The sequence below is a fragment of the Dyella sp. AtDHG13 genome (assembly GCF_003201105.1).
Classification (GTDB): Bacteria; Pseudomonadota; Gammaproteobacteria; order Xanthomonadales; family Rhodanobacteraceae; genus Dyella; species Dyella jiangningensis_B.
This window is the reverse complement of sequence record NZ_QICJ01000005.1, coordinates 203,585-228,564: the sequence shown is the minus strand read 5'-3', so window position 1 is coordinate 228,564 and position 24,980 is coordinate 203,585. Positions and strand designations below refer to the sequence as shown.

Below are 24,980 nucleotides of genomic sequence, written 5' to 3'. Positions count from 1 at the left end.
ACGATGGGTCATAAAGTTCATCCCACCGGTATCCGCCTCGGCATTGCCAAGGACTGGAACTCGAAGTGGTACGCCAACAAGGGCGAATACGCCCAGTACCTCGCGGCCGACCTGAAGGTCCGCGAGATGCTGCGCAAGAAGCTGGCCCAGGCCGGCATCTCCAAGATCCTCATCGAGCGTCCGGCCAAGACCGCACGCGTGACGATCCACACCGCCCGTCCGGGCGTGGTGATCGGCAAGAAGGGCGAGGACATCGAGAAGCTGCGCAAGGAAGTCAGCGACCTGATGGGCGTTCCGGCGCACATCAACGTCAGCGAAGTGCGCAAGCCCGAGATCGATGCACAGCTGGTGGCCGAGTCCATCGCGCAGCAGCTGGAGCGTCGCATCATGTTCCGCCGCGCCATGAAGCGTGCGGTCGGCAACGCGATGCGTCTGGGCGCCCTGGGCATCAAGATCAATGTCTCTGGCCGTCTGAACGGCGCTGAGATTGCTCGTTCCGAATGGAGCCGCGAAGGTCGCGTGCCGCTGCATACGCTGCGCGCCGACATCGACTACGGCACCGCCGAGGCCCATACGACCTACGGCGTCATCGGCATCAAGGTGTGGATCTACAAGGGCGAGATCTTCGATCTGTCCCAGGTCAACCAGGAGTCGAAGGAAGAGCAGTCCCAGCCGCGCCGTGAAGGTGGCGAGGGGCGTCGTGAATCGCGTCGCGAGGGCGGTGAAGGCCGCCGCGAGCGGACGGCGAAGTAAGGAGAGTTGCCATGCTGCAACCCAAGCGAACCAAATACCGTAAGCAGTTCAAGGGCCGCAACGACGGTCTGGCCTTCTCCTCGAACCTCGTCAGCTTTGGCGAGTTCGGCCTGAAGGCCACCACGTTCGGCGCGCTGACCGCGCGCCAGATCGAGGCCGGTCGTCGCTGCATCACCCGCTTCGTCAAGCGCGGCGGCAAGCTGTGGATCCGCGTGTACCCGGACAAGCCCATCACCAAGAAGCCCATCGAAGTCCGAATGGGTGCCGGTAAGGGTGGCGTCGAATACTGGGTCGCCCCGATCCAGCCGGGCCGCATGCTCTATGAAATCGAGGGTATCGACGAGGCCACGGCACGCGAGGCGTTCCGCCTGGCCGCCGCCAAGCTCTCGGTCCAGACCCAATTCGTGACCCGGGCGGTGATGTGATATGGCCATCAAAGATCTGACCAACAAGACGGCCGAAGAGCTGAATAAGCACCTGCTGGACCTGCGCAAGGAGCAGTTCAACCTGCGCATGCAGAAGGGCACCGGCCAGCTCAACCAGCCGCACCAGCTGCGCCGCGTTCGGCGCGACATCGCCCGCACGAAGTTCGTGCTCGGCGGCAAGAAGTAAGGGACGGCCGATATGAGCGACAACAAGAAGCAGACGCGCACCCTCGAGGGCCGCGTCATCAGCAACAAGATGGACAAGACCGTGACGGTCCTGATCGAACGCCAGGAACAGCATCCGCTGATCGGCAAGATCATCCGCCGCTCCACCAAGCTTCACGCGCAGGACGACCTGGGCGCGAACGAGGGTGACGTGGTCCGCATCGCGGAGTGCCGTCCTCTGTCCAAGACCAAGCATCACCGCGTGGTCGAAATCGTCACGCGCGCTAACGTCTAAGGGAGGGTGCAGACATGATCCAGATGCAAAGCACGCTTTCCGCGGCCGACAACAGCGGTGCCCGTGAACTGATGTGCATCAAGGTGCTCGGCGGCTCCAAGCGCCGTTACGCCGCGATCGGTGACGTGATCAAGGTCACCGTGAAGGATGCCATCCCCCGCGGCAAGGTGAAGAAGGGCGAGGTGTACAACGCCGTGGTGGTTCGTACCGCCAAGGGTGTGCGCCGTCCCGATGGCTCGCTGATCCGTTTCGACGGCAACGCAGCGGTCCTCCTCAACAACAAGCTCGAGCCGATCGGCACCCGTATCTTCGGGCCGGTCACTCGCGAGCTGCGCAGCGAGAAGTTCATGAAGATCGTCTCGCTCGCGCCCGAAGTGCTCTGAGCGGAGACTAGACCATGAACCGTATCCGCAAGGGTGATCAGGTCCTCGTGATCACCGGCAAGAACAAGGGTCAGCGCGGCGACGTGCTGCGCGTTGATGGCGACCGCGTGTTCGTCTCCAACGTGAACCTGGTCAAGCGTCACACCAAGCCGAACCCCCAGGCCAACCAGGCCGGTGGCATCGTCGAGCGTGAAGCTTCGATCCATATCTCCAACGTCCAGCTGTTCAACTCCGCCACGGGCAAGGGTGAACGCGTTGGCGCCAAGACGCTCTCCGACGGGCGTAAGGTGCGCGTGTTCAAGTCCAACGGCGAAGTTGTGGACGCGTAAGGAATCTACGTTATGACGACGCGTCTCGAAACGTTTTACAAAGACCAGGTCATCAAGAAGCTCACCGAGCGTTTTGGTTACCAGAACGTGATGCAGGTTCCGCGCATCACCAAGATCACGCTGAACATGGGCGTGGGCGAAGCGGCGGGCAACAAGAAGGTGCTCGAAAACGCCGTGGCCGACATGGCCAAGATCTCCGGCCAGAAGCCGATCCAGACCAAGGCCCGCGTGTCGGTCGCCTCGTTCAAGATCCGCGACGGCTGGCCGATCGGCTGCAAGGTCACCCTGCGCCGTGCCCAGATGTGGGAATTCCTCGATCGCCTGATCAACATCTCGCTGCCGCGTACGCGCGACTTCCGTGGTGTGTCGGGTCGTGCCTTCGATGGCCGTGGTAACTACAACTTCGGCATCAAGGAACAGATCATCTTCCCGGAAATCGACTTCGACGCCGTCGACGCGATGCGTGGTATGGACATCTCCATCACCACCACCGCCAAGACCGACGAAGAAGCCAAGGCGCTGCTGGAAGCCTTCAGCTTCCCGTTCCGCAACTAAGAGAGCCGCGAGAGAAATCATGGCCAAGACCTCGATGATCAACCGCGATCTCAAGCGGACCAAGCTCGCCAAGAAGTACGCCGCCAAGCGCGCCGAACTGAAGGCGATCGTGCTGAGCCCCACCGCCTCCTACGAGGAGAAGATGGAAGCCCAGGCCAAGCTGCAGAAGCAGCCGCGTGACGCCAGCCCGGCCCGCCAGCGTACCCGCTGCGCGCTGACCGGTCGTCCGCGCGCCGTGTACCAGAAGTTCGGCCTCGGCCGTAACAAGCTGCGCGAAGCCACCATGCGTGGCGACGTCCCCGGCCTGCGCAAGGCCAGCTGGTAAGACCCCAAACTGGGCGGGGCAGGGCGCAAGCCCTATCCCGTTCCGATGCGGCGGCAGGCCCCCGGCCTGCCGCCGTTGGCGCGATTACGCGTCGTTATTCGCAAAGTCGGAAAAATGCTGCTATAGTCGTCGGTCTGCGTACCTGCAGGCTGGCCCCGTGCCGGCATACAACTCAAAACAGATTTCCGGTTTTTCGGATATCGGTGCACTCTGAAGGATGTTTTCATGAGCATGACTGATCCCATCGCCGATCTGTTTACGCGCATCCGCAATGCCCAGCTCACGGGCAAGCAGACCGTAAACATGCCGTCGTCGAAGCTGAAGGTGGCCATCGCCAACCTTCTTAAGAACGAGGGCTACATCCTCGACGCCAAGGCCTCCACCGTGGAAGGCAAGCCGGTGCTCGAGATCAAGCTCAAGTATTTCGAAGGCCGTCCGGCTATCGAATCCATCACCCGTGTCAGCCGTTCGGGCCTCCGCGTTTACCGCGGCAAGGACGAGCTGCCGAAGGTCCTTGGTGGCCTGGGTATCTCGATCATCTCGACTTCCGCCGGTCTGCTGACCGACGCGCAGGCCCGTGCCAAGGGTCTGGGCGGCGAAGTCATCGGCCAGGTCGCATAAGGAGCCGACGATGTCCCGCGTTGCCAAAAAGCCGATTACCCTGCCCAAGGGCGTTGAGATCACCTCGACCGCCGAAGGCATCACCGTCAAGGGCCCGAAGGGCACCCTGGCGACCCACGCCCTGCCGGGCGCTTCCGTCTCCATCGAGAACGGCGTGGCGAACATCGCCGTGGCCGAAGGTGCAGACGACAAGTTCGGTGGCACCCTGCGCGCGCTGCTGGCCAACATGGTCAAGGGCGTTTCCGACGGTTACGAGCGCAAGCTCGAGCTGGTCGGCGTGGGCTACCGTGCCTCGATGGCCGGCAAGTCGCTGAACATCGCCCTGGGCTTCTCGCACCCGGTCGTGTTTGACGCTCCGGAAGGCATCACCATCGAAACCCCGTCGCAGACCGAGATCCTCATCAAGGGTTCGGACAAGCAGCGCGTGGGCGAAGTGGCTGCCAAGATTCGCGGCTTCCGTCCGCCGGAACCCTACAAGGGCAAGGGCGTGCGCTACTCCGGCGAGAAGATCACCCTGAAGGAAGCCAAGAAGGCATAAGCGGTCCCTCGCGAAGAAGCAGCCACCCGTGGCTGCACTCTTCAACAAGAGCCAAAGCTGTTTGCCGATCCGTTTCCAGGAACTATGACGATGAACAAGAACGAATCCCGCCTGCGTCGCGCCAAGGCCACCCGCGCCCACATCCGCAAGCTCGCCGTGGCTCGCCTGTCGGTGCATCGCACCGGTCAGCACCTGTACGCTCAGGTGTTCGCCGCCGATGGCCAGAGCGTGGTCGCTGCTGCTTCGACCGTGCAGAAGTCGGTTGCCGAGGGCCTGAAGGGCACCAAGAACCTGACCGCTGCCGCCGCTGTCGGTAAGGCCGTGGCTGAGCGTGCGCTGGCCGCCGGTATCGAATCCGTGGCGTTCGATCGCTCGGGCTTCCGCTACCACGGTCGCATCAAGGCCCTGGCCGATGCGGCTCGCGAAGCCGGCCTGAAGTTTTAATTGATCGGGAATAGAGAATAGGGAGTAGGGAATAGCAAAGGCGTCGAATCTCGTAGCTGGCCGCTATTCCCTGTTCACCATTCTCCATTCCCCGCCCGAAGGGCAATACAACTCCAAGCGGCTTAGCCGCAAGCAAAAGTCCTGGTTCGCCAGGCATACGGAAAAAGAACATGTCTTCTACCGATCGCGAAAATTCGGACGGCCTGCTCGAGAAGCTGATTGCCGTCAACCGCGTGGCCAAGACCGTCAAGGGTGGCCGCCAGATGAGCTTCACCGCGCTGACCGTGGTCGGCGACGGCGAAGGTCGCGTGGGCTTCGGCTATGGCAAGGCGCGTGAAGTGCCGGTCGCCATCTCCAAGGCCATGGACCGCGCCCGCCGCAACATGGTGAGCATCGACCTGAACAACGGCACCCTGTGGTACGCCATCAAGGCCAACCACGGCGCAGCCCGCGTGTTCATGCAGCCGGCTTCCGAAGGTACCGGCGTCATCGCCGGCGGTGCCATGCGCGCCGTGCTGGAAGTGGTGGGCGTGAAGAACGTGCTGGCCAAGGCCGTCGGTTCGCGCAACCCGATCAACCTGGTCCGCGCGACCATCAAGGGCCTGCAGGCCGTGGCCTCGCCGAAGCAGATCGCTGCCAAGCGCGGCAAGACCATTGAAGAGGTGCTGGGCAATGGCTAAGAACGAAACCGCCGCCACCGTGCGCGTGCGCCTGGTCAAGGGTCTGCGCGGTGTGCAGAGCCGTCATCGCCTGAGCGTGAAGGCGCTCGGCCTGAACAAGCTCAACGACGTCCGTGAACTGAAGGACAGCCCGCAGGTGCGTGGCCTGATCAACACGGTCTATTACCTCGTGCGGGTTGAGGAGTAATCACCATGCGTCTTAACGACATCAAGCCGGCTGCCGGTGCCCGCAAGACCCGCCTTCGCGTGGGCCGCGGTATCGGTTCGGGCCTGGGCAAGACCGCTGGCCGCGGTCACAAGGGTCAGCACGCTCGCGCGGGCGGCACCCACAAGTACGGCTTCGAAGGCGGTCAGATGCCGCTGCAGCGCCGCCTGCCGAAGGTGGGCTTCCGCTCGCTGAAGAAGGCGGAGAGCCAGGAAGTGTTCCTGTACCAGCTGGCCACCCTCAAGGCCGACGTGATCGACCCGATCGTCCTGCACCAGGCCGGTCTGATCGACAGCCGCGCCAAGAAGGTCAAGGTCGTCGCCAAGGGCGAGATCGGCCGTGCGGTGAAGCTGTCGGGCGTGCTGGCCACGGCCGGCGCCAAGGCAGCGATCGAAGCTGCCGGCGGCAGCGTGGAGTAATCACGTGGCGGCAGCCCAGGGCACATCGCTCGGATCGCTCGGCAAGCTGACGGAACTGCGTCAGCGCATCTTCTTCGTGATTGGTGCGCTGATCGTCTACCGTCTCGGTTCCTTCATCCCGGTTCCGGGCGTCAACCCCGAAGCCATGACGAACCTGATCGAGCAGGGCGGCGGCCTGATGAACATGTTCAACATGTTCTCGGGCGGCTCGCTGGCACGCTTCTCGGTGTTCGCGTTGGGCGTCGTGCCCTACATCTCGGCATCCATCGTGGTGCAGATGATGGGTGCGGTGATCCCGAGCCTGCAGGCCCTGCGCAAGGAAGGTGAGGCTGGTCGTCGCAAGATGACCACCTACACCCGCTTCGGCACGGTTGGCCTGGCGGCATTCCAGGCGTTCGGCATCGCGGTGGCCCTGCAGAAGCAGGTGGCATCCGGTGGCGCGCCGGTGGTGTACACGCCGGGCATGGGCTTCATCCTGGCCTCGATCGTCGGCCTCACCGCCGGCACGATGTTCCTGATGTGGCTGGGTGAGCAGATCACCGAGCGCGGTATCGGCAACGGCATCTCGCTGCTGATCTTCGCCGGTATCGTGGCCGGCCTGCCGGGTGCGGTGGCGCACACCCTGACCATGGCCAGCAACGGCGAGCTCTCGGTCATCAAGATGCTCATGGTCGTGGCGCTGATCCTCCTGGTGACGGCGTTCGTGGTGTTTATGGAACGCGCCCAGCGGCGCATCACCGTGAACTACGCGCGTCGCTCGGGTGGCCAGCGTGCCTACATGAACCAGACGTCGCACCTGCCGCTGAAGATCAACATGTCGGGCGTGATCCCGCCGATCTTCGCGTCCAGCCTGCTGATGTTCCCGGCAACGGCCGCTACCTGGTTCGGCCAGGGACACCAGTCCCGCTGGCTGACCGAGCTGACCCAGGCGCTCACCCCCGGTGAGCCGCTGTACGATATCGTCTTCGCGGTGCTGGTGATCACCTTCGCCTTCTTCTATACGGCGATCGTGTTCAACTCCCAGGAGACAGCGGACAACCTGAAGCGCTCCGGCGCCCTGATCCCGGGTATCCGCCCCGGCCGTTCCACGGCCGATTACATCGATAACGTGATGACCCGTCTGACCGGTGTCGGCGCCCTCTACCTGGTGCTGGTCTGTCTGGTTCCCTCGTTTATGCAAAAGGCGTGGCACGTCCCCTTCTACTTCGGCGGCACCTCTCTGCTGATCGTGGTGGTCGTGGTGATGGATTTCACTGCCCAGGTGCAGGCGCACTTGGTCAGTCACCAGTACGAAAGCCTGCTCAAGAAGGCCAACCTCCGCCGCAACTGATGGCTGCTGGGGTGGTGGGAAGTTGGTCTGGATTGGAGGGCGGCGGCACCCCTGGTGCCGCAGGGCTTTCCTGTTGGGTTGTTTACGGTTAGAATTGCGCGTTTACCGCGCACGAAACGCATCGGAGAAAGTACATCATGGCGCGCATCGCGGGTGTCAATTTGCCGGTCCAGAAGCATGTCTGGGTTGGCCTGCAGAGCATTTACGGGATCGGCCGCAGCCGGGCCAAGAAGGTCTGCGCGGACGCAGGCGTGGTTCCCACCACGCAGATCAAGTCCCTGAGTGAAGGCGAAGTGGAAAAGCTTCGTCACGAAATCGGTAAGTACGTCGTCGAAGGCGATCTGCGTCGCGAGGTGGGTATCGCCATCAAGCGTCTGATGGATCTGGGTTGCTACCGCGGTCTGCGTCACCGCCGTGGTCTGCCGGTGCGCGGCCAGCGCACGCGTACCAATGCGCGCACCCGCAAGGGCCCGCGTCGCGCCATCAAGAAGTAACGGATTCCGAACATGGCTAAGCCTGTCAAGACCAAGAAGAAGATCAAGCGCGTTGTCACGGATGCCGTGGCCCACGTGCAAGCCTCCTTCAACAACACCATCGTCACGATCACCGACCGCCAGGGCAACGCCCTGTCGTGGGCGACTGCCGGCGGCGCGGGTTTCCGCGGTTCGCGCAAGTCCACCCCGTTCGCAGCCCAGGTTGCCGCCGAAAAGGCTGGCCGCGCTGCGGGCGACTACGGCGTGAAGACCGTGGAAGTGCGCATCAAGGGCCCGGGTCCGGGTCGTGAGTCCGCCGTGCGTTCGCTGAACGCGCTGGGCTACAAGGTGCTCAACATCATCGACGTCACGCCGATTCCGCACAACGGCTGCCGTCCCCCCAAGAAGCGTCGAGTCTAAAAGGAGCATACCCATGGCACGTTATCGTGGAGCTACCTGCAAGCTCGCTCGCCGCGAGGGTGCAGACCTCAGTTTGAAGAGCCCCGCTCGCGCTATCGATTCGAAGTGCAAGCTGGAAAACAAGCCCGGCCAGCATGGCGCCAACAAGCGCATGCGCATGTCCGACTATGCGCTGCAGCTGCGTGAAAAGCAGAAGGTCAAGCGCATCTACGGTGTGCTCGAGCGCCAGTTCAGCAACTACTACTCCAAGGCGTCGACCCTCAAGGGCAACACCGGCGAGAACCTGCTGCGCCTGCTCGAAAGCCGTCTGGACAACGTCGTTTACCGCATGGGTTTCGCGGTCACCCGCGCCCAGGCCCGTCAGCTGGTCAGCCACAAGGCTGTGCTGGTCAACGGCAAGAAGGTGAACATCCCGTCGTACCAGGTCCGTTCGGGCGACGTCGTTGCCCTGACTGAGCGCGCCCGCAACCAGCTGCGCGTGCAGGAAGCGGCGACCGTGTTCGACACCATGGACCTGCGTCCGCAGTGGGTCGAAGTGGACAGCAAGAAGTTCGAAGGCACGTTCAAGTCGATGCCGGATCGTGGTGATCTGCCGTCCGACATCAATGAGAGCCTGATCGTCGAGCTCTACTCGAAGTAATCAACCGGAGCCCTGCATGGCAGTTTCGTCAACTAGCGTGCTGCGGCCTCGCGGCCTCAGCGTCGAGCAGCTCGGAGCCAACCGCGCCAAGGTGGTGGTGGAGCCGCTCGAGCGTGGTTTCGGCCACACCCTGGGCAACGCGCTGCGCCGCGTGCTGCTTTCCTCGATCCCTGGCTCTGCCATCGTCGAGGTGGAAATTGATGGCGTGCTGCACGAATACACCACGCTGGAAGGTTTGCAGGAGGACGTGATCGAAGTCCTGCTGAACCTCAAGGACGTGGCCATTCGCCAGCACTCGGGTGACGAAGTCACCCTGACCCTGTCCAAGAAGGGCAAGGGCGTGGTCACCGCCGGCGACATCGCCGTCGACCACTCGGTGGAAATCATCAACCCCGAGCATGTGATCTGCCACCTGACCAAGGACATCGCGCTCAACATGCGCCTGAAGGTGCGTCGCGGCGTCGGCTACCAGCCGGCCAGCGCGCGCCAGCATCCGGACGACGAAGCGCGTCCGATCGGTCGCCTGCAGCTCGATGCCTCGTTCGCGCCGGTGCTGCGCGTGGCTTACGAAGTGGACGCTGCCCGTGTGGAACAGCGCACCAACCTCGACAAGCTCGTGCTGGACATCGAAACCAACGGCACCATCGGTGCGGAAGACGCGGTTCGCAAGGCCGCCGAGATCCTCAACGACCAGCTGTCGGTGTTCGGTGACTTCTCGCGTCGCGAGAGCGCGACGGACAAGGCGGAGAAGGGCGGTTTCGACCCGCTGCTGCTCCGTCCGATCGACGACCTGGAGCTGACGGTTCGCTCGGCGAACTGCCTCAAGGCCGAGAGCATCTACTACATCGGCGATCTGGTTCAGAAGACCGAAGTGGAACTGCTCAAGACCCCGAACCTCGGCAAGAAGTCCCTGACCGAAATCAAGGACGTGCTGGGTGGCCGCGGTCTGGCCCTGGGCATGAAGCTGGAGAACTGGCCGCCGCCGGGCCTGTCGCACGGCATGCAGCTGGGCTGATGTTCCGGCGACCGTTCGCGGTCGCCCGCAGTAAAGACGTTGGCGGGTGTGCTTCGGCATGCCCGCCAACGATCAAAGCGGCCTTCGGGCCGCATGATGTTTCGGGTGACCGCCTTGGTCGCTTGGTCTTGGTCGTCTGACGAGTGTTGATCCCTCGGATTTTGCAGACGCCTTCAACGGCCGGTTTGGCCGTTTTGCTCAATAAGAGCCCGTACCACGAAGGGCTTCATCAGCGGGTAACCGCGGGAAGTCGGACATAACCGCCGGCTTTTCATAACAACAGACATAGAGAGTACTAGCCATGCGCCACCAGAAATCCGGTCGCAAGCTCAACCGCACGAGCAGCCACCGCGAAGCCATGTTCAAGAACATGGCGTCGTCGCTGTTCAAGCACGAGCTGATCCGCACCACCCTTCCCAAGGCGAAGGAACTCCGTCGCGTCGCCGAGCCGCTCATCACGCTCGCCAAGACCGATGGCGTCGCCAACCGTCGTCTCGCCTTCGCTCGCCTGCGCGACAAGGAAGCCGTCGGCAAGCTGTTCATCGAACTGGGTCCCCGTTACCGCGAGCGTCCCGGCGGTTACCTGCGCATCCTGAAGGCCGGCTTCCGCCCGGGCGACAACGCCCCGATGGCCTACGTCGAGCTGGTCGATCGCCCGAAGACCGACGCCGCCGCCGAGTAATCGGTAGCGACACGCGTCAAGCAGAACCCCGGCAAGGCGACTTGCCGGGGTTTTTGTTTGTTCGACGCCCTGGAATCCGCAGCCGCGCCCTGGGAACAGGTCATGCGGCGGGCATGGGTGGCCGGTCGCCCATGCGCCACCGGCTGATTGCCCTTCGGCGACGGTGTAGGGCTTGGTCGCGCCCGCCAGAGGTCAGGGCTGACAGGGGCTGGGCAAGCGGGTAATGTCCCGCTTTCGCAACGCAACAAAGCCCCGACATGAATCCTTTCCGCTGGTCGTATCGCGCAACGTATCTCGCCGGTTTCGTCATCTGCGTGGCGCTGCTGGGCTACGCGCTGTATGCCGAGCACGTGCTCAACATGATCCCGTGCCCGCTCTGCATTTTTCAGCGCATCGCGTTCATGGTGATGGGCGTGTTCTTCCTGATCGGCGGCCTGCATGCGCCGCGGGGCGGTGCCCGCTGGGTGTACACCGGTGGCGTGCTGCTCGGCGCGCTGGGCGGCATCGCCACGGCCGCGCGGCATCTGTGGCTGCAGACCTTGCCGGCGGACCAGATTCCCGCCTGCGGCCCCAACCTTGGCTACATGATGGATACGTTTCCCTTCGCCAAGGTGCTAAAGATGGTGTTCACCGGCTCGGGCGAATGCGCCAAGGTCGAGCCGGTGTTCGGCTTGCCGATGCCGGCGTGGACGCTGCTTTGGTATCTGCTGCTGGTCGTCTTCGCGGTCTACGCCGCCAAGCGCAAGCGCGTCTGAGCGAGACTTTCCCATGTCACATGCCATCACCATGACGCCATCCCGCTCGCAGGGCGCCGATGACTGGTCGCCGAGCAGCTGGCAGGCGCGTCAGGCGCTGCAGCAGCCTCTGTACGAGGACGCCGCCGAGCTGGCCCGTGCCACCGGCCAGCTCGCCACGCTGCCGCCGCTGGTGACCTCCTGGGAGGTGCTGGCGCTGAAGCAGGCGCTGGCCGAGGCACAGGAAGGCAAGCGCTTTCTGCTGCAGGGCGGCGATTGCGCCGAGAGCTTCGCCGACTGTACCAGCCCGATCATCTCCAACCGCCTCAAGGTGTTGCTGCAGATGAGCCTGGTGCTGGTGCACGGGCTCAAGAAGCCGGTGCTGCGCGTGGGCCGTTTCGCGGGGCAGTACGCCAAGCCGCGCTCGACCGATACCGAGACGCGGGACGGGCTGACCCTGCCGAGTTTCCGCGGGGATCTGGTCAACAGCCCCGAGTTCACGCCGGAAGCGCGCCGCGCGGATCCGCAGCGGCTGATCCAGGCGCACGCGCATTCCGCGCTCACCATGAATTTCGTGCGAGCGCTGATCGATGGCGGGTTTGCCGATCTGCATCACCCGGAATACTGGGATCTCGCCTGGGTCGAGCACTCGCCGCTGGCGGCGGAGTATCGCCGCATGGTCACGGCCATCGGCGACTCGCTGCGTTTCATGGAAACCCTGGCCGGCCCCATCGCCGGCTTCTCGCGAGTCGATTTCTTCACCTCCCACGAGGCCCTGCTGCTGCACTACGAGCAGGCGCTGACCCGCCAGGTGCCACGCCATCAAGGCTGGTTCAACCTGTCCACGCATTTCCCGTGGATCGGCATGCGTACGGCGGCGCTGGACGGCGCCCACGTCGAATACTTCCGCGGCATCCGCAACCCCGTCGCGGTGAAAGTGGGACCGTCGGTGACGGCGGATCAGCTGCTGCCGCTGATCGATGCGCTGAATCCGGAAGAAGAGCCGGGCCGCCTGACCTTGATCCATCGCATGGGCAACGCCTCCATCGGCCGCGCGCTGCCGCCGCTGCTCGACGCCGTGAAGCGGGAAGGGCGCCGCGTGCTGTGGGTGGCCGATCCCATGCACGGCAACACCGAAACGACCTCCAACGGTTACAAGACGCGTCGTTTCGACAACATCCGTGGCGAGCTGGACCAGGCCTTCGACATCCATGCGGCGTCCGGCACGCGCCTGGGCGGCGTGCACCTGGAGCTGACCGGCGAAGACGTCACCGAGTGCATGGGCGGCGCCCGTGATCTCAACGAGGCCGACCTGGATCGCGCCTACAAGTCGATGGTGGATCCCCGCCTCAATTACGAGCAGTCGCTGGAGCTGGCCATGCTGATCGTGCGCAAGTCCGCCGGCCAGCGCGATCGCTGAGATTCGACCCCGCTGTTCTGTCGACGAAGGCCCGGCACTCGCCGGGCCTTCTTTTTGCATGGACTTGCGGGGAGGGAAGCCGGTGACGCAGCGCAGCGCGTTGCTTAGGTAATTTCCTGCGACAATCATCGGAGCCACGGCCTGCGGGCCGGCCCGATACAGGGCGTTTTCAGACAGGGGCTTGGCGTTACTTGATGGGCACAGCAACGAGAGGGAGCCGCATCGCACGGAAACTGGAGAGGGTTCCTGCGGTGCTTCGACAGCTGGGTGTCGTACTCGCTTACGCGGCGGGTTATACGCTGCTGCGCGAGGTTTCCGTCTCGCACTGGAACCTGGTGGCCGGCTTGCGCGTGCTGTGCCTGCTGCTGGTGCCGTACCGCTACTGGTTCGCCATGGCGCTGGGGGAAACCCTTCCGCTGGCCTGGATCGGTTGGTCCAGTCATGACCGTTTCGGCACGCTTTGGGCAGAAATGGTCACCGTGCCCCCGCTGCTGCTGAGCGCGCCGGTGCTGGCCTGGTTTCGCCAGCGCGCGCCGGTGCTGCGCCATGGCGCCGTCAACGTCACCACGCTGATGGGCAGCATCATGACCGGCGGCATCGTCAGCGCCCTGGTCAACACCGGCACGCTCGCCGCGATGACGATGCCCTCGGGCGAACCGCTGCCGGTGATCAATGCCCATATCGTGCTCGAGTATTTCCTCGGCAGTTACCTTGGCGGGTTGACCCTGGTGCCGCCGGTGTTCGCGCTATTGAGCTGGTTTGGCCAGCGCTCGGCGGGGAATTTCCTGGGGACCGTGAAGCGCGTCGCCGTCGATTGCCTCATGGGCGTGGTGCCGCCGCTGGCGCTGCTGGTATGGCTGGGATCGCCGTCGCATGGCGATGAAGTCATCGAAGTCTCGCGCATGGCGATGTTTCTGCCGGTCGCGTGGATCACCCTGCGGCATGGCTGGCAGGGTGCCGCCGTGGGTGGATTGCTGGCGAGCGTGGCGATCGAGCTGACCATGACCGTGGTGCGCGATCCGGCCGTCATCCAGGCGCAGGCGCTCATCGCGTTCGCGGTGTCCAGCCTGGTCATGCTCGGCGCGCGGCTGGCGCCCAGGTCCGAAATGGCGGCGTCGCCCGATACCCGCGAGGACGAACAGCGCGGCCTCCTGCTGGCGCAGCAAGGGCTTTACCAGGAAGAACTGCGGTTGCGCCACGTGGCCGAATCGCTGGATCGGCTCGGCCAGTCCATGCGTGAAGGCCAGCGCCGGATGATGGACCGCCTTCGCCCCGTGCTGCCGGCGAACATGGAGCAGAACTATGCGCGGCACATCGACCTGACCCAGCTGGAAATGCAGCGCCTGGCCGACACACTGCATCCGCGCGCCTGGCGCGAGCACGGCCTGGCCGCCACGTTCCGCAACGGCCCGCTGCTGCGCGCCGCGTCGCTGGTCGGTGCGGGCTATCAATGCACCCTGACGGGCGATGGGCTCAACCAGCTCGCGCCCGATGTCCACATGATGCTTTATCGCCAGGCCTGCGAAGTGCTGGTCTACATGCTGGCGCGCGAGCCCGTGAAGTGCGTTCGCGTGCACATCCGTGGTGGCTGCACGCATGGCCGGCGCTGGGTGGTCATGCGCATGACCGGCGTGCGCGCGTCGGCCGCGATGCGTGGCAAACCCGTGCCCGAATGGCGCCAGCTGGTTTCCCTGCTGGGCACCAACGGGCAGGGCATGGCGACGGTGCGCGAGCGCGCGCTCATCTACGGCGGGCAGGTGCACGAGCGGGAAAGCGAGCAGCATCTGGGCGTGACCCTGCTGCTGCACGACGCCTTGCGGGTCGATGCGCCATCGGTGGTGCCGGTCGATTCCGCACGTCCCGTATCGGCCTGATCGCGGCGTTCGCGCGTCGTGCGACAAGATGCCGCCGCGTCCTGCGCTCCTCGTTTGACGCTGTGGGCGGGATGTGCCCGCCTATAATCGTGCATCGTTCCGGCGCGCCTCGTGCGCCCTCACGCGTAGATAGGGGAACCATGAAAAGCCTCTCAGCGAAGTGGTCGCGGGCCGGGCGTGCGATAGGGGCATGGGCGCTGTGCGCCGTCATGGCGCATGCGGTCGATGCGCATGCACAGGACGCGACGCATCCGGCTATCCCCGACACCCTGCAGCAGCGCATCGCCGCGTGCACCGCCTGTCACGGCGTGCATGGCGAAGGCACGCCCGAAAGCGGTTTCTTTCCGCGCCTTGCCGGCAAGCCGGCCGGCTACCTCGCGCGTCAACTGAAGGATTTCCAGGACGGCCTGCGCAAATACGGGCCGATGGAATACACCGTGAAACAACTCAGCCCGGCCTATATGCGCGAGATCGCCGAATACTTCGCGGCGCAGGAGGTGCCCTATGCGCGCTCGCCGGCGCCGAGCGTGTCGGCACAACTGCGCCAGCGCGGGGAAACGCTGGTGACGCAGGGCGATCCGGCGCGGCGGATTCCTCCCTGCCAGGCTTGCCATGGCAGCCAGCTCACCGGCGTGCAGCCGGATATTCCGGGCCTGGTCGGCTTGCCCTATGACTACATCAGCTCGCAGCTCGGTTCGTGGCGCACCAAGACGCGCGCGACCGTGGCGCCCGATTGCATGTCGGAGATCGCCAACCGCCTGAGCGATTCCGATATCACCGCCGTGTCGGCGTGGCTTGCCACGCGCGAACTGCCGGCTGACATGCATGCGCAGCCGGCAGGCACGGTGACGCCGCCGCTGCATTGCGGCGTTCTGGGCGACAAGGGAGATGGTGCATGAAGCGTGTCGTCATCTTCATCGTGGCCTTGCTGCTCATCGCCGGCGGCTGGTGGTGGTTCCGTGGCGAAACGCGGCAACCGGTGCCGCCGTCCGCCAGTGCGGTGAACGCGGCGACGCTCAAGGATCCCTCGCTGATCGCCAAGGGCGAGTACCTCGCCGTCGTCGGCGACTGTGCCTCGTGCCATACCGCGCAGGGCGGCGAGCGCTACGCGGGCGGGCGCGTGTTGCCCACGCCGTTCGGCAACATCCCGTCGCCCAACATCACGCCCGATGGCGCGACGGGGCTGGGCGAGTGGAGTTTCGAGGACTTCTGGCAGGCCTTGCACAGCGGCAAGGGCCGTCATGGGGAATTTCTCTATCCGGTGTTCTCGTATACCTCCTTCACCAAGGTCTCGCGCGACGATGCCTTGGCGATCTTCGCTTACCTGCAATCGCTGGCGCCCGTGCACGCACCCGCGCAGGCGCCGTCGCTAGAGTTTCCCTACAGCGTGCGCAGCAGCTTGAAGGCGTGGCGCGCGCTGTATTTCCAGGAGGGCGAGTTCCAGCGCGACGCGGCGAAGTCCGATGCGTGGAACCGTGGCGCCTATCTCGTACAGGGCCTGGGCCATTGCAACGAATGCCACGCGCCGCGTGACTCGCTGGGCGGCCAGCAGGGCAACACGTCGCTGGCGGGTGGCCAGATTCCCGTGCAGAACTGGTACGCGCCGGACCTGAGTACGCAGGCCAACGGCGGCCTTGCCGGATGGAGCGAGCAGGACATCGTCGACCTGCTCAAGACCGGCCAGTCCGCGCGTGGCACCGCCTTTGGCCCGATGGCCGAAGTGGTGGCGCGCAGCACGCAGCACATGCACGACGACGACCTGCACGCCATGGCCACCTACCTGCAATCGCTGCCGCCGCGCCCGGCCGTGGTGGCGCCGACCGCTGCGCTGGATACTCGCGCGATCCTGGCGCAGGGCGGCAAGGTCTATGCGGAACGCTGCGCGGATTGCCATGGCAAGGACGGCAAGGGCGTGGCGGGCATCTATCCGCCGCTGGACGGCAATTCCTCGGTCAACGAACCCACCGGCATAAACGCCACGCGCGTGGTGCTGCTGGGCGGCTTTCCGCCGGTGACCCAGGGCAACGCCCGCCCTTACTCCATGCCGCCCTTCGCGCAACAGTTGAGCGATGCCGACGTGGCCGCCGTGGTCACCTACATCCGCCAGTCGTGGTCGAACAAGGCGTCGATCGTGATGGAGCGCGACGTGGTCAAGTATCGCCACACTCCAATCGACTGACGTCATGCGTGCGCGGCTGCATGGTGAGCTGAGGTGGGCATGCAGCCGGCGCCGGTCAGCGCGGCGGCTACGGCCTGATCGATCGGCGTGTACAGGTCCGCGCCGAGGAAGGCCTTGAGCTTGCGGTCATCCAGCTGCACCGACGCTTGCCACAGGTAACGCATCTTGCAGAGCTCGCGCAGCGTTTCGTTGAACGGTGAGGCGAGCCGCGCCAGCCACCACGGAAAGCGGCCGGCCTTGATGGCATCGTTATGCGTGGCGCGGCAGATGGCGGCAAGCATGGCGTGTCCGTCGAGCCAGTAGCCGCCGAAGTGGAAGCGTTCGAAGCGCGCGAGTTCGTTCTCGCGATCCAGCAGGCGCGCCAGCGTTTCGGCGACGTCGGGCAGATAGGCCCAGCAGTGGCCGATGGCGTAGTCGCCGGGGTAGGCCACGCGCGTGACCGGCTTGCCCGCCTGCACCAACCCCTGCGCAAACCAGTTGTTGCCGGCGCGCGGCCCGAAGAAGTCGCCGCAGCGCAGGACCAGCACCCGGCCGCCCGCGTGGGCGGCGGCTTCCAGGCGGCGCTCCATCTCCGCGCGGATCTCGCCCTTGCGGGTGAGCGGATGCTGCGGCGCGTCTTCGCCCAACAGCGGGAAGGCGTCCGGGCCGTAGTTGTAGACCGTACCGGGCAGTACGATGCGCGCGCCGCTGGCCTCGGCCGCCGCGATGGTGTTGTCCAGCATGGGCAGCACCCGCTGCTCCCAGCCGCGATAGCCCGGCGGGTTCACCGCATGGACGATCACGTCCACGCCGCTCGCGGCCTCGATCACATCGACGCGGCGCATGGCGTCGCCGATGCGCCAGTCGATGTTTTGCGCTGCCGCCGGCGCCTTGCGCACCAGGGCGCGCACCCGCCAGCCGTGCCGCAGCAGGGCGAGGCAGGCTTCCTGGCCGATACCGCCGTTGGCGCCGATCACCAGAACCGTACGTTGCGTTTGCATGCTCAGATCCTCGTTGGGGAGTGCCGCCAGCTTGGTGCGGGTGGCGATCAAAGAAAATTGCCCAATAACGAAGATCTGCTATACAAATATGCATGGCTGACATCGAACCCGGCTGGGAGCTTTACCGTTCGTTTCTCGCGGTCATGCGCGAGGGCAGCCTGTCTGGCGCCGCCCGCGCGCTGGCCATGACCCAGCCCAGCCTGGGACGGCACATGCGCGAGCTGGAATCCACGCTGGGCGCACCGCTTTTCACGCGCACGCCGCAAGGCCTGGTGCCTACCGAGCTGGCCCGCGAGCTGGAACCACATGCGCAGGCGATGGCCTCGGCCTCCGCCGCACTGCGCCGTACCGCCTCGGCGGGGCGGGCCGAGGTCAGCGGCACCGTGCGGTTGACCGCCAGCGAGGTGGTGGGCGCCGAGGTGCTGCCGCCGATCCTGGCCGAGTTTCGCGAACGCCATCCGGGCATCGTGATCGAACTGGTGCTGTCCAATCAGGCGGCCGACCTGTTGCGGCGCGACGCCGACATCGCCATCCGCATGATCCAGCCCACCCAGGAGGCGCTGGTGGCCCGTCATGTGGGCCGGGTGGAGATAGGCATGTTCGCCCATCGCCGCTACTTGGATGCGCACGGCTACCCGCCTGCGCTCGACGCGCTGGCCGGTCATGCACTGATCGGTTTCGATACGGAAGCGCCGTATATCCGCCGCCTGCGCCCCGCGGGCCTGGCTTATGCCCGCGAGCGCTTCGCGTTGCGCACGGACAGCGACCTGGCGGCGCTGGCGGCCATTCGCGCGGGTTTCGGCATCGGCATGACGCAGGTGCAGCTGGCTCGCCGCGACCCGCTGCTGGTGCGCCTGTTCCCGGCCGAGCTGTCGCTGCCGCTGGAGACCTGGGTGGTCTGCACGAGGACCTACGCGCCAGCCTGCGCGTGCGCCGGCTGTTCGAGCACCTGGCCACCGCGCTGGAGGCCTACGCGCGCTCCTGAGCCGGCAAGCGCACCAGGGCGGCCAGTGCCTGCCACGGCGCGAGATCCCAGTGCCCGCGCGCCTGGCCGGAGGGTGAGGGCAACACGAACAGCCGGGTAGCCCCGAAACGCTCCGCCTGCAGCCCATAGCCCGCCGGGCGCCCCAGCGCGGCGCGTGCGGCGGCCTTGCTGGTGAATGCCAGCACGCCTGGCGCATGGCGTTCGATGCGCCGGCGCAGCGCCGCGACGTCGAAGGCGTCGCGGGGAAGCTCGTCATCGTTGCCCGCGTGATGCTTGGCCAGATCGGTCAGCCCGATGCCCAGCGCCGGCAGCAGGGGAAACTCGGCCGGCGCGAACAGCCGGGGCGTGAGTTCCACCGCGTGCAGCGCCCGCCAGAACAGGTTGCCCGGATGGGCGTAATAAGCCCCTTCCGCGGCGGAACGGCGGCCGGCGGCAGTGCCGCAGAACACCAGGGCCAGGCCGGGCTGGAGCAGGTCGGGAAGTATCGTGGCTGGCATCGACGCGCAGCATACCGGGCGCCGTCCGGCCGGCCCAATCAAACACTCGCCGGTACACGAAATCCCCTGATTTGCGGGGCAGTTGGCGTCGTCATCGATCTTGCGCACGACGGATACGCAAGCGCATCGACAGTGTGCGCGTCCTGCCGCTATAAAGATCGCCCACGCACGGGAGCACCTGGTGAGCGAAGAAATCCTGATCAACGTGACCCCACGCGAGACACGCGTCGGCGTGGTCGAGAACGGCATGTTGCAGGAGGTGCACGTCGAGCGGGCCTCCAAGCGCGGTTATGTGGGCAATGTCTACAAGGGGCGCGTGCAGCGGGTGATGCCGGGCATGCAGGCGGTGTTCGTGGACATCGGGCTGGAGCGCGCGGCCTTCCTGCACGCCTCGGACATCGTGCGCCCGCCGCAGCCGGCCGCCGGCGAGGGTGCCGAGACGGGCGGCGGCAATGGACACACGCCCTCCATCAGCGAACTGGTGCACGAGGGCCAGGAGATCGTGGTGCAGGTGGTGAAGGACCCCATCGGCACCAAGGGCGCGCGGCTTTCCACCCACCTGTCCATCCCGTCGCGCTACCTGGTGCTGCTGCCGCATGCGCGCACGCTGGGCATCTCAGCGCGCATCGAGGAAGAAGCCGAGCGCCAGCGCCTGAAGGAGGTGCTCACCTCGCTGATCGGCGAGAACCCGCTGGGCTACATCGTGCGCACCAATGCGGAAGGGCAGACCGCCGAATCGCTGGCCTTCGACGTCACCTACCTCGGCAAGGTGTGGCGCGTCGTGCAGGAGAACATCGCCAAGGCCAAGGTCGGCGAGCGCGTCTACGAGGAGCTCTCGCTGCCGCTGCGCAGCCTGCGCGACATGCTCAACGAGGACATCGAGAAGGTGCGCGTGGATTCGCGCGAGACCTTCGAGAAGGTGGTCAAGTTCGTGCACAAGTTCATGCCGCAGCTGGACGACCGCGTCGAACATTATTCCGGCGAGCGGCCGATCTTCGACCTGTACGGGGTGGAGGACGAAATCCAGCGGGCCTTGAAGAAGGAAGTGCCGCTCAAGTCCGGCGGCTACCTCATCGTCGACCAGACCGAGGCGATGACCACCATCGACGTGAACACCGGCGGCTACGTCGGTACGCGAAATCTCGAGGAAACCGTTTACCGGACCAACCTGGAGGCCGCGCAGGCGGCGGCCCGCCAGCTGCGGCTACGCAACCTGGGCGGCATCATCATCATCGACTTCATCGACATGACGGACGAGGAACACCGGCGCCAGGTGCTGCGCATGCTCGAAAAGGGCCTGCTGCGCGACCACGCCAAGACCACCGTCTACCCGATGTCCGCGCTGGGGCTGGTGGAGATGACGCGCAAGCGCACCACCGAAAGCCTGGAACGCCAGCTGTGCGAACCGTGCCCGGCCTGCAGCGGGCGGGGCACGCTCAAGACCGCGGAAACGGTGACCTACGAGATCTTTCGCGAAATCACCCGCGCCGTGCGCCAGTTCAACACCGAGAAACTGCTGGTCATGGCCAGCCCGAAAGTGGTCGGCCGCATCCTGGAGGAAGAGTCCGCTGCGGTGGCCGAGTTGGAAGAGTTCATCTCCAAAAGCATACGCTTTCAGGCTGAGGAGCATTATTCGCAGGAACAGTTCGATGTGGTTCTGTTGTAAGGCGCGGTCCATGCCGTACTGCGCGCCGTGAGTCCGCCGTGACCCTCTGGTTGAAACGCACCCATTTCTGCGCCCGAGCCCTGGCCTGGGTCGGCGGCGTGGCCGTGATCTCGCTGGCCGTGCTGATGGGGCTGGCCCAGGTGTTGCTGCCGCTGTTGGCGCGCCATCCGGAATGGGTGCAGGCGCAGCTTTCCGCGAGGCTGCACCGCCCGGTGACGTTCCAGTCGATGGAAGGGCGCTGGCAGCCTTCCGGTCCGCTGTTCCTGATGCGCGGCGTGACCATCGGGTCGAACGGCGACGGCGCCTCGATCCAGATTCCCGAAGCCGAACTCAAGTTCGATCCCGGCGGCTGGCTACTGCCTTCCCGGCACGTGGTGAACCTGCATGCGCGTGGCCTGCAGTTCGACATCAGCCGCGACGCGGACGGTACGTGGCATATCAACGGCGTAGGACTGGCCGGCGGCGCGGAGCGGCAGAAGCCTGGCTTCAGCCAGTTGTCCGTGGGCCTGTCCCTGAGCGATACGCGCCTGGACATCACGGACAACCGCATCCATCGGCATTTCACCCTGCTGGCGGACCAGTTGCGCGTGAGCCGGCAAGGGAGCCGCATTCGCGTGGGCGCCTTGCTGCGGCGCGAGAATGCGCCCGGGCAGCTGCGCGGCGCCGGCAACTTCAGCGACGACGGTGCCGACGGCAAACTGTGGATCAGCGGCAGCAACCTGGATCTGCATGCGCTGTCGACCGAAATCGATATGGCCGGCTATACGGCCGACAGCGGCAATGGTTCCATCGAAAGCTGGCTGGACTGGCGCGACGCCCGCGTGGTGCGCAGCCTCACTCGTTTCCATCTGCGCGACGTGAAGCTCAGCAATCCCGATGGCGCCAGCGCCAGCGCGGATGCACTGGATGGCCTGGCCGAAGTGGCGATCGGCAAGGACAGCTACACCGTGCGCTGGGCGGCGGACGACGGCGGCGCGGCGGTGATTGCGCTCAACGCCATGGGCACCGATCAGGCCAGCGTCAACGTGGCCGCGCGCCAGCTGCAACTGGCGCCGCTGGTGCCGTGGCTGGCGCTGAAGCCGCAGCTGTCGACCGGTTTAGCGCAGTGGGTAGGCGGCGGCAAGCCGCGTGGCCAGCTCGCGCAGGCGCAACTGGCGTGGAGCCGCGCCGAGGGGCTGCGCTCGCTGTATGCCGCCTTCGACGGCGTGGCGATCAACCCGGTGGGCAAGTTGCCGGGCATCGACGGAATCCACGGCGAGCTGCGTGGCGATGCGCAGGCGACAGTGGTCTCGCTACCCGCGCAGGCGACGGTGCTGCGCTTTCCGCACACGTTCCGCCAGCCCTTCGTCATGTCGAAGCTCAGCGGCGACGTGGCCTTCTGGCAGGACGAGGACGCGCTGCACATCGGCACCGAGGCATTCGATTTCGAAGGCGCCGGTTTTGGCGGCGAAGCGCGCGGCGAGGTGGCATTGCCGGCGGCCGGCGGGCGTCCCTTCCTGGATCTGTACGCCACGCTCGATCATGCCGACGTGGATGCCGCCAAGCTGTTCTGGCCGATCGACTCGATGTCGCCCGCCGCCGTGCAGTGGCTGGACCAGGCCCTGGTGGCCGGCAACGTGGATCACGGCGACGTGCTGGTGCGCGGCGACCTGAAGGACTGGCCGTTCCACTACAACGAAGGGCGCTTCGAGGCGCGCGCGGAAATCAGCGGGCTGGAGCTGGCCTATGGCAGGGATTGGCCGCATGCGCAGAACGTCAGCGCGGTCGCCAACTTCATCAACGGCGGCATGTTCGTCGAAGCGAGCCAGGGCGAGTCGCTGGGCAACAAGGTGGACCGCGCGGTGGCGCTCATTCCGGAGTTGGGCCACACGGTGCTCGACCTCAATGTCAGCGGCAGCGGCAGCGGCGCGAGCATGCTGGATTTCGTACAGCACAGCCCCATCGGCATGCGCCATGCGGACGTGCTGTCCAAGCTGAAACTGGGCGGCAGCGGCGCGTTCGACTTCCACCTGTCACTGCCGGTGGCGGACTCGAGCAACTTCATCCTCGATGGCCGCGCGCAGTTGAAGGGCGTGGACTTCAACGCGCCGGAATGGAACCTCAGCCTGGACAAGCTGACCGGCCCGGCGACGTTCGACAAGGCGGGCTTTCACGCCGGTCCGCTCGATACCAGCTTTCGCGGACAACCCGCCAAACTCGATCTCGCGATTGCCGGCGCCACCGGCCAGCCCGATACCGTGCTGTCGGCCAAGCTGGCCGGCCGTTTCAGCATGGCCGAGCTGACGCAGGGCTACAAACAGCTCGACTGGCTCAACCAGGTGGCGACGGGCCGCAGCGATTTCACCGTCGGCTTCAACATCGTCAACGCATCGACATCGGGTTCGGCGGCCGTCACCCAGCAGCTGAGCGTGGATTCCGTGCTGGGCGGCATGGCGCTGGATTTCCCCGTGCCGCTGAAAAAATCCGCGGACGAAACCTTGCCGCTGCACCTGGACATGAACCTGCCCATGCAGGGCAGCGACGTGCGGCTGAGCGTGGGGCAGGTGGTGCGCGCACGCATGCGCCTGCCGCAGAACGACAGCCAGTCGCTCGCCGCGACGTTCGCCTTCGGCACCCGGGCGCCGGACGCCGTGCCGGAGAAGGGCATCCGCATCCGCGGCCGGCCGGCCAGGCTCGACGTGACTGGCTGGACCCAGTACGCCGCATCGGGAAGTAGTGGCAACGGGCCGGGCCTGGAAAGCATCGACGTGAACGCCGAGCAGGCGCTGGTGTTTGGCCATCCATTTGCCGACATGCATCTGCTCGCCAGCTCGCAAGCCGACGGGCTGGTGGTGGATGTCGACAGCGCGGCGCTCGCCGGGCGGTTCAACGTGCCGCTGGCCGACCTGGGCAGGCGCGGCGTCACGGCGCGCCTGCAGCGCCTGTATTGGCCCAAGGACACCACGCCGCCCAAGAAGGGCGGCACGGGCACGGCCGAAGCCGCGACCGCGCAAGGCGCCGCCGCGCCATCGCCGGCGAACGCGGCGACACCGGTGCCCAATCCCGCCGCTACCGGCATCACGCCATCCGCGCTGCCGCCCTTCCACCTGTGGGTCAGCGATCTGCGTTTCGGCGATTCCAAGCTGGGCGATGCGCGGCTGGAAACCTGGCCGACCGATCGCGGCATGCATATCGATCAGCTGCGCACCTTGTCGCGCGGCGTGCAGATCAATGGCGTCGGCGATTGGAATGGCACGGCGGGCGACAGCCATTCGCACATGCGCATCGATTTCGCCGCCGACAACATGGGCGACATGCTGGGCGCCTTCGGTTACGACGGCCTGCTGGCGGGCGGCAAGGTGCGCGCGCAGCTCGACGCGACCTGGCCGGGCGCGCCGTCCGCCATGGAGCTCGGCAACATGGACGGCAAGCTGAGCATCGACATCACCGATGGCCGCATGCCGGAAGTGGGGCCGGGCGTCGCGCGCCTGTTTGGCCTCGTGTCCGTGCTGGAGTTGCCGCGTCGCCTGTCGTTCGACTTCGGCGACGTGTTCGGCAAGGGGCTGGCATTCGACGCCATCGCGGGCGATTTCAGGCTAGGCGACGGCAACGCCACCACCGACAACCTGCAGATCCGCAGCCCGGCGGCGGAGATCTCCATCAAGGGACGCACCGGCGTGCGCGCGAAGGATTACGACCTGCAGGTGCTGGCCATTCCGCACGCGGGCAACAGCCTGCCGGTGGTGGGCGCAGTGGTGGGCGGGCCCATCGGCATCGCTGCCGGCTTCGTGGCGCAGGGCCTGTTGGGCCACGGCATCAACCGCGCGGCCAGCGCGCGCTACAAGATCACCGGCAGCTGGGACAAGCCGGCGATCACGCTGGTGGAAAAGAAGGATGTGCCCGTGCCGCCCGCGGCGGCTCCGGACACCGGTGCGTCACCCGCGCCGGCGAGCAGCTCGGCGTACTGAA

General features: G+C 65.8%; 29 protein-coding genes and 1 pseudogene. 28 read left to right on the top strand and 2 right to left on the bottom strand.

Going from position 1 to position 24,980, the window contains the following annotated elements:
* Positions 1-3 precede the first annotated feature (3 nt).
* The 25 genes from rpsC (at position 4) to BDW41_RS10830 (ending at position 16,904) form a co-directional block, all read left to right on the top strand.
* Complete coding sequence (rpsC, locus tag BDW41_RS10950; RefSeq protein ID WP_074547433.1) at positions 4-753, top strand: 30S ribosomal protein S3; 750 nt, start codon at positions 4-6, stop codon at positions 751-753.
* An 11-nt stretch (positions 754-764) separates the two neighbouring features.
* On the top strand, positions 765-1,178 hold the full coding sequence (rplP, locus tag BDW41_RS10945; RefSeq protein WP_019464892.1) for a 50S ribosomal protein L16: 414 nt from the start codon (positions 765-767) through the stop codon (positions 1,176-1,178).
* 1 nt (position 1,179) lies between these two features.
* The gene (rpmC, locus tag BDW41_RS10940; protein ID WP_019464891.1) at positions 1,180-1,365 is read left to right on the top strand and encodes a 50S ribosomal protein L29; all 186 of its coding nucleotides are present in this window, start codon (positions 1,180-1,182) and stop codon (positions 1,363-1,365) included.
* A gap of 12 nt (positions 1,366-1,377) precedes the next feature.
* The gene (rpsQ, locus tag BDW41_RS10935; RefSeq protein ID WP_074547434.1) at positions 1,378-1,638 is read left to right on the top strand and encodes a 30S ribosomal protein S17; all 261 of its coding nucleotides are present in this window, start codon (positions 1,378-1,380) and stop codon (positions 1,636-1,638) included.
* Between the two features lie 14 nt (positions 1,639-1,652).
* On the top strand, positions 1,653-2,021 hold the full coding sequence (rplN, locus tag BDW41_RS10930) for a 50S ribosomal protein L14 (protein ID WP_038620422.1): 369 nt from the start codon (positions 1,653-1,655) through the stop codon (positions 2,019-2,021).
* A gap of 14 nt (positions 2,022-2,035) precedes the next feature.
* Positions 2,036-2,350, top strand: a complete 315-nt coding sequence (gene rplX / locus BDW41_RS10925; RefSeq protein WP_019464889.1) for a 50S ribosomal protein L24 — start codon at positions 2,036-2,038, stop codon at positions 2,348-2,350.
* A gap of 12 nt (positions 2,351-2,362) precedes the next feature.
* On the top strand, positions 2,363-2,905 hold the full coding sequence (rplE, locus tag BDW41_RS10920) for a 50S ribosomal protein L5 (RefSeq protein WP_038620419.1): 543 nt from the start codon (positions 2,363-2,365) through the stop codon (positions 2,903-2,905).
* A 19-nt stretch (positions 2,906-2,924) separates the two neighbouring features.
* Positions 2,925-3,230, top strand: coding sequence for a 30S ribosomal protein S14 (rpsN, locus tag BDW41_RS10915; RefSeq protein ID WP_026033858.1), 306 nt, complete (start codon positions 2,925-2,927; stop codon positions 3,228-3,230).
* A 225-nt stretch (positions 3,231-3,455) separates the two neighbouring features.
* Complete coding sequence (gene rpsH, locus BDW41_RS10910) at positions 3,456-3,851, top strand: 30S ribosomal protein S8 (protein ID WP_074547435.1); 396 nt, start codon at positions 3,456-3,458, stop codon at positions 3,849-3,851.
* Between the two features lie 10 nt (positions 3,852-3,861).
* Positions 3,862-4,389, top strand: coding sequence for a 50S ribosomal protein L6 (gene rplF, locus BDW41_RS10905; protein WP_074547436.1), 528 nt, complete (start codon positions 3,862-3,864; stop codon positions 4,387-4,389).
* A gap of 84 nt (positions 4,390-4,473) precedes the next feature.
* Positions 4,474-4,833: a 50S ribosomal protein L18 gene (gene rplR / locus BDW41_RS10900; RefSeq protein WP_074547437.1), complete on the top strand. Its 360-nt coding sequence runs from the start codon at positions 4,474-4,476 to the stop codon at positions 4,831-4,833.
* A gap of 170 nt (positions 4,834-5,003) precedes the next feature.
* Positions 5,004-5,513, top strand: coding sequence for a 30S ribosomal protein S5 (rpsE, locus tag BDW41_RS10895; protein ID WP_019464883.1), 510 nt, complete (start codon positions 5,004-5,006; stop codon positions 5,511-5,513).
* Positions 5,506-5,700 carry a 50S ribosomal protein L30 gene (gene rpmD, locus BDW41_RS10890; protein WP_019464882.1) on the top strand — a complete coding sequence of 65 codons (195 nt, stop codon included), beginning with the start codon at positions 5,506-5,508 and terminating at the stop codon, positions 5,698-5,700. The genes rpsE and rpmD overlap by 8 nt, the downstream gene beginning before the upstream one ends.
* Positions 5,700-6,137, top strand: coding sequence for a 50S ribosomal protein L15 (gene rplO, locus BDW41_RS10885; RefSeq protein ID WP_199535325.1), 438 nt, complete (start codon positions 5,700-5,702; stop codon positions 6,135-6,137). The genes rpmD and rplO overlap by 1 nt, the downstream gene beginning before the upstream one ends.
* Before the next feature lie 4 nt (positions 6,138-6,141).
* Positions 6,142-7,467: a preprotein translocase subunit SecY gene (secY, locus tag BDW41_RS10880; protein WP_074547439.1), complete on the top strand. Its 1,326-nt coding sequence runs from the start codon at positions 6,142-6,144 to the stop codon at positions 7,465-7,467.
* A gap of 137 nt (positions 7,468-7,604) precedes the next feature.
* On the top strand, positions 7,605-7,961 hold the full coding sequence (rpsM, locus tag BDW41_RS10875; protein ID WP_019464879.1) for a 30S ribosomal protein S13: 357 nt from the start codon (positions 7,605-7,607) through the stop codon (positions 7,959-7,961).
* 12 nt (positions 7,962-7,973) lie between these two features.
* Positions 7,974-8,360: a 30S ribosomal protein S11 gene (gene rpsK / locus BDW41_RS10870; RefSeq protein WP_007513384.1), complete on the top strand. Its 387-nt coding sequence runs from the start codon at positions 7,974-7,976 to the stop codon at positions 8,358-8,360.
* Positions 8,361-8,373: 13 nt separating this feature from the next.
* Positions 8,374-9,000: a 30S ribosomal protein S4 gene (gene rpsD / locus BDW41_RS10865; protein WP_074547440.1), complete on the top strand. Its 627-nt coding sequence runs from the start codon at positions 8,374-8,376 to the stop codon at positions 8,998-9,000.
* A gap of 16 nt (positions 9,001-9,016) precedes the next feature.
* The gene (gene rpoA / locus BDW41_RS10860; RefSeq protein ID WP_026033857.1) at positions 9,017-10,015 is read left to right on the top strand and encodes a DNA-directed RNA polymerase subunit alpha; all 999 of its coding nucleotides are present in this window, start codon (positions 9,017-9,019) and stop codon (positions 10,013-10,015) included.
* A 301-nt stretch (positions 10,016-10,316) separates the two neighbouring features.
* On the top strand, positions 10,317-10,697 hold the full coding sequence (gene rplQ / locus BDW41_RS10855) for a 50S ribosomal protein L17 (protein WP_019464876.1): 381 nt from the start codon (positions 10,317-10,319) through the stop codon (positions 10,695-10,697).
* A 257-nt stretch (positions 10,698-10,954) separates the two neighbouring features.
* A complete protein-coding gene (locus BDW41_RS10850) occupies positions 10,955-11,452 on the top strand; it encodes a disulfide bond formation protein B (RefSeq protein ID WP_074547441.1) in 498 nt (165 codons plus the stop codon).
* A gap of 13 nt (positions 11,453-11,465) precedes the next feature.
* Complete coding sequence (locus BDW41_RS10845) at positions 11,466-12,851, top strand: 3-deoxy-7-phosphoheptulonate synthase class II (protein ID WP_233496837.1); 1,386 nt, start codon at positions 11,466-11,468, stop codon at positions 12,849-12,851.
* Between the two features lie 251 nt (positions 12,852-13,102).
* Complete coding sequence (locus tag BDW41_RS10840) at positions 13,103-14,725, top strand: MASE1 domain-containing protein (protein ID WP_074547442.1); 1,623 nt, start codon at positions 13,103-13,105, stop codon at positions 14,723-14,725.
* 209 nt (positions 14,726-14,934) lie between these two features.
* Complete coding sequence (locus BDW41_RS10835) at positions 14,935-15,624, top strand: c-type cytochrome (RefSeq protein ID WP_233496844.1); 690 nt, start codon at positions 14,935-14,937, stop codon at positions 15,622-15,624.
* Positions 15,621-16,904 (top strand): cytochrome c, encoded by a 1,284-nt coding sequence (locus tag BDW41_RS10830; protein ID WP_074547444.1) that lies wholly within the window; start codon positions 15,621-15,623, stop codon positions 16,902-16,904. The genes BDW41_RS10835 and BDW41_RS10830 overlap by 4 nt, the downstream gene beginning before the upstream one ends.
* Before the next feature lie 2 nt (positions 16,905-16,906).
* Here BDW41_RS10830 and BDW41_RS10825 read toward each other — a convergent pair whose 3' ends face one another.
* Positions 16,907-17,884 (bottom strand): NAD-dependent epimerase/dehydratase family protein, encoded by a 978-nt coding sequence (locus tag BDW41_RS10825; RefSeq protein WP_074547664.1) that lies wholly within the window; start codon positions 17,882-17,884, stop codon positions 16,907-16,909.
* A gap of 92 nt (positions 17,885-17,976) precedes the next feature.
* On the opposite strand from BDW41_RS10825, the pseudogene BDW41_RS10820 reads away from it, so the two are divergent.
* Positions 17,977-18,869: pseudogene (locus BDW41_RS10820) on the top strand (LysR family transcriptional regulator).
* Here the strand turns inward: BDW41_RS10820 and BDW41_RS10815 are convergent.
* Positions 18,854-19,366: a mismatch-specific DNA-glycosylase gene (locus tag BDW41_RS10815; protein ID WP_074547445.1), complete on the bottom strand. Its 513-nt coding sequence runs from the start codon at positions 19,364-19,366 to the stop codon at positions 18,854-18,856. The pseudogene BDW41_RS10820 and the gene BDW41_RS10815 sit on opposite strands and share 16 nt — an antisense overlap.
* A 181-nt stretch (positions 19,367-19,547) precedes the next feature.
* Here BDW41_RS10815 and rng point away from each other — a divergent pair, with 181 nt between their 5' ends.
* Positions 19,548-21,032: a ribonuclease G gene (gene rng / locus BDW41_RS10810; protein ID WP_074547446.1), complete on the top strand. Its 1,485-nt coding sequence runs from the start codon at positions 19,548-19,550 to the stop codon at positions 21,030-21,032.
* A 38-nt stretch (positions 21,033-21,070) separates the two neighbouring features.
* Positions 21,071-24,979 carry a YhdP family protein gene (locus BDW41_RS10805; protein WP_074547447.1) on the top strand — a complete coding sequence of 1,303 codons (3,909 nt, stop codon included), beginning with the start codon at positions 21,071-21,073 and terminating at the stop codon, positions 24,977-24,979.
* Position 24,980 lies beyond the last annotated feature (1 nt).

Excerpts from the sequence above, each read along its gene's own strand:
- rplN (WP_038620422.1), top strand. The coding sequence starts at position 1,653 with ATGATCCAGATGCAAAGCACGCTTTCCGCGGCCGACAACAGCGGTGCC.
- rpoA (WP_026033857.1), top strand. The coding sequence starts at position 9,017 with ATGGCAGTTTCGTCAACTAGCGTGCTGCGGCCTCGCGGCCTCAGCGTC.
- rpmD (WP_019464882.1), top strand. The coding sequence starts at position 5,506 with ATGGCTAAGAACGAAACCGCCGCCACCGTGCGCGTGCGCCTGGTCAAG.
- rplF (WP_074547436.1), top strand. The coding sequence starts at position 3,862 with ATGTCCCGCGTTGCCAAAAAGCCGATTACCCTGCCCAAGGGCGTTGAG.
- BDW41_RS10850 (WP_074547441.1), top strand. The coding sequence starts at position 10,955 with ATGAATCCTTTCCGCTGGTCGTATCGCGCAACGTATCTCGCCGGTTTC.
- rpsC (WP_074547433.1), top strand. The coding sequence starts at position 4 with ATGGGTCATAAAGTTCATCCCACCGGTATCCGCCTCGGCATTGCCAAG.
- rpsD (WP_074547440.1), top strand. The coding sequence starts at position 8,374 with ATGGCACGTTATCGTGGAGCTACCTGCAAGCTCGCTCGCCGCGAGGGT.
- rpsM (WP_019464879.1), top strand. The coding sequence starts at position 7,605 with ATGGCGCGCATCGCGGGTGTCAATTTGCCGGTCCAGAAGCATGTCTGG.
- rplX (WP_019464889.1), top strand. The coding sequence starts at position 2,036 with ATGAACCGTATCCGCAAGGGTGATCAGGTCCTCGTGATCACCGGCAAG.
- rpsE (WP_019464883.1), top strand. The coding sequence starts at position 5,004 with ATGTCTTCTACCGATCGCGAAAATTCGGACGGCCTGCTCGAGAAGCTG.
- rpsH (WP_074547435.1), top strand. The coding sequence starts at position 3,456 with ATGAGCATGACTGATCCCATCGCCGATCTGTTTACGCGCATCCGCAAT.
- rplE (WP_038620419.1), top strand. The coding sequence starts at position 2,363 with ATGACGACGCGTCTCGAAACGTTTTACAAAGACCAGGTCATCAAGAAG.
- rpmC (WP_019464891.1), top strand. The coding sequence starts at position 1,180 with ATGGCCATCAAAGATCTGACCAACAAGACGGCCGAAGAGCTGAATAAG.
- BDW41_RS10835 (WP_233496844.1), top strand. The coding sequence starts at position 14,935 with ATGGCGCATGCGGTCGATGCGCATGCACAGGACGCGACGCATCCGGCT.
- rplQ (WP_019464876.1), top strand. The coding sequence starts at position 10,317 with ATGCGCCACCAGAAATCCGGTCGCAAGCTCAACCGCACGAGCAGCCAC.
- BDW41_RS10830 (WP_074547444.1), top strand. The coding sequence starts at position 15,621 with ATGAAGCGTGTCGTCATCTTCATCGTGGCCTTGCTGCTCATCGCCGGC.
- BDW41_RS10815 (WP_074547445.1), bottom strand. The coding sequence starts at position 19,366 with ATGCCAGCCACGATACTTCCCGACCTGCTCCAGCCCGGCCTGGCCCTG.
- rpsN (WP_026033858.1), top strand. The coding sequence starts at position 2,925 with ATGGCCAAGACCTCGATGATCAACCGCGATCTCAAGCGGACCAAGCTC.
- rpsK (WP_007513384.1), top strand. The coding sequence starts at position 7,974 with ATGGCTAAGCCTGTCAAGACCAAGAAGAAGATCAAGCGCGTTGTCACG.
- rplR (WP_074547437.1), top strand. The coding sequence starts at position 4,474 with ATGACGATGAACAAGAACGAATCCCGCCTGCGTCGCGCCAAGGCCACC.
- BDW41_RS10845 (WP_233496837.1), top strand. The coding sequence starts at position 11,466 with ATGTCACATGCCATCACCATGACGCCATCCCGCTCGCAGGGCGCCGAT.
- BDW41_RS10825 (WP_074547664.1), bottom strand. The coding sequence starts at position 17,884 with ATGCAAACGCAACGTACGGTTCTGGTGATCGGCGCCAACGGCGGTATC.
- rplP (WP_019464892.1), top strand. The coding sequence starts at position 765 with ATGCTGCAACCCAAGCGAACCAAATACCGTAAGCAGTTCAAGGGCCGC.
- rpsQ (WP_074547434.1), top strand. The coding sequence starts at position 1,378 with ATGAGCGACAACAAGAAGCAGACGCGCACCCTCGAGGGCCGCGTCATC.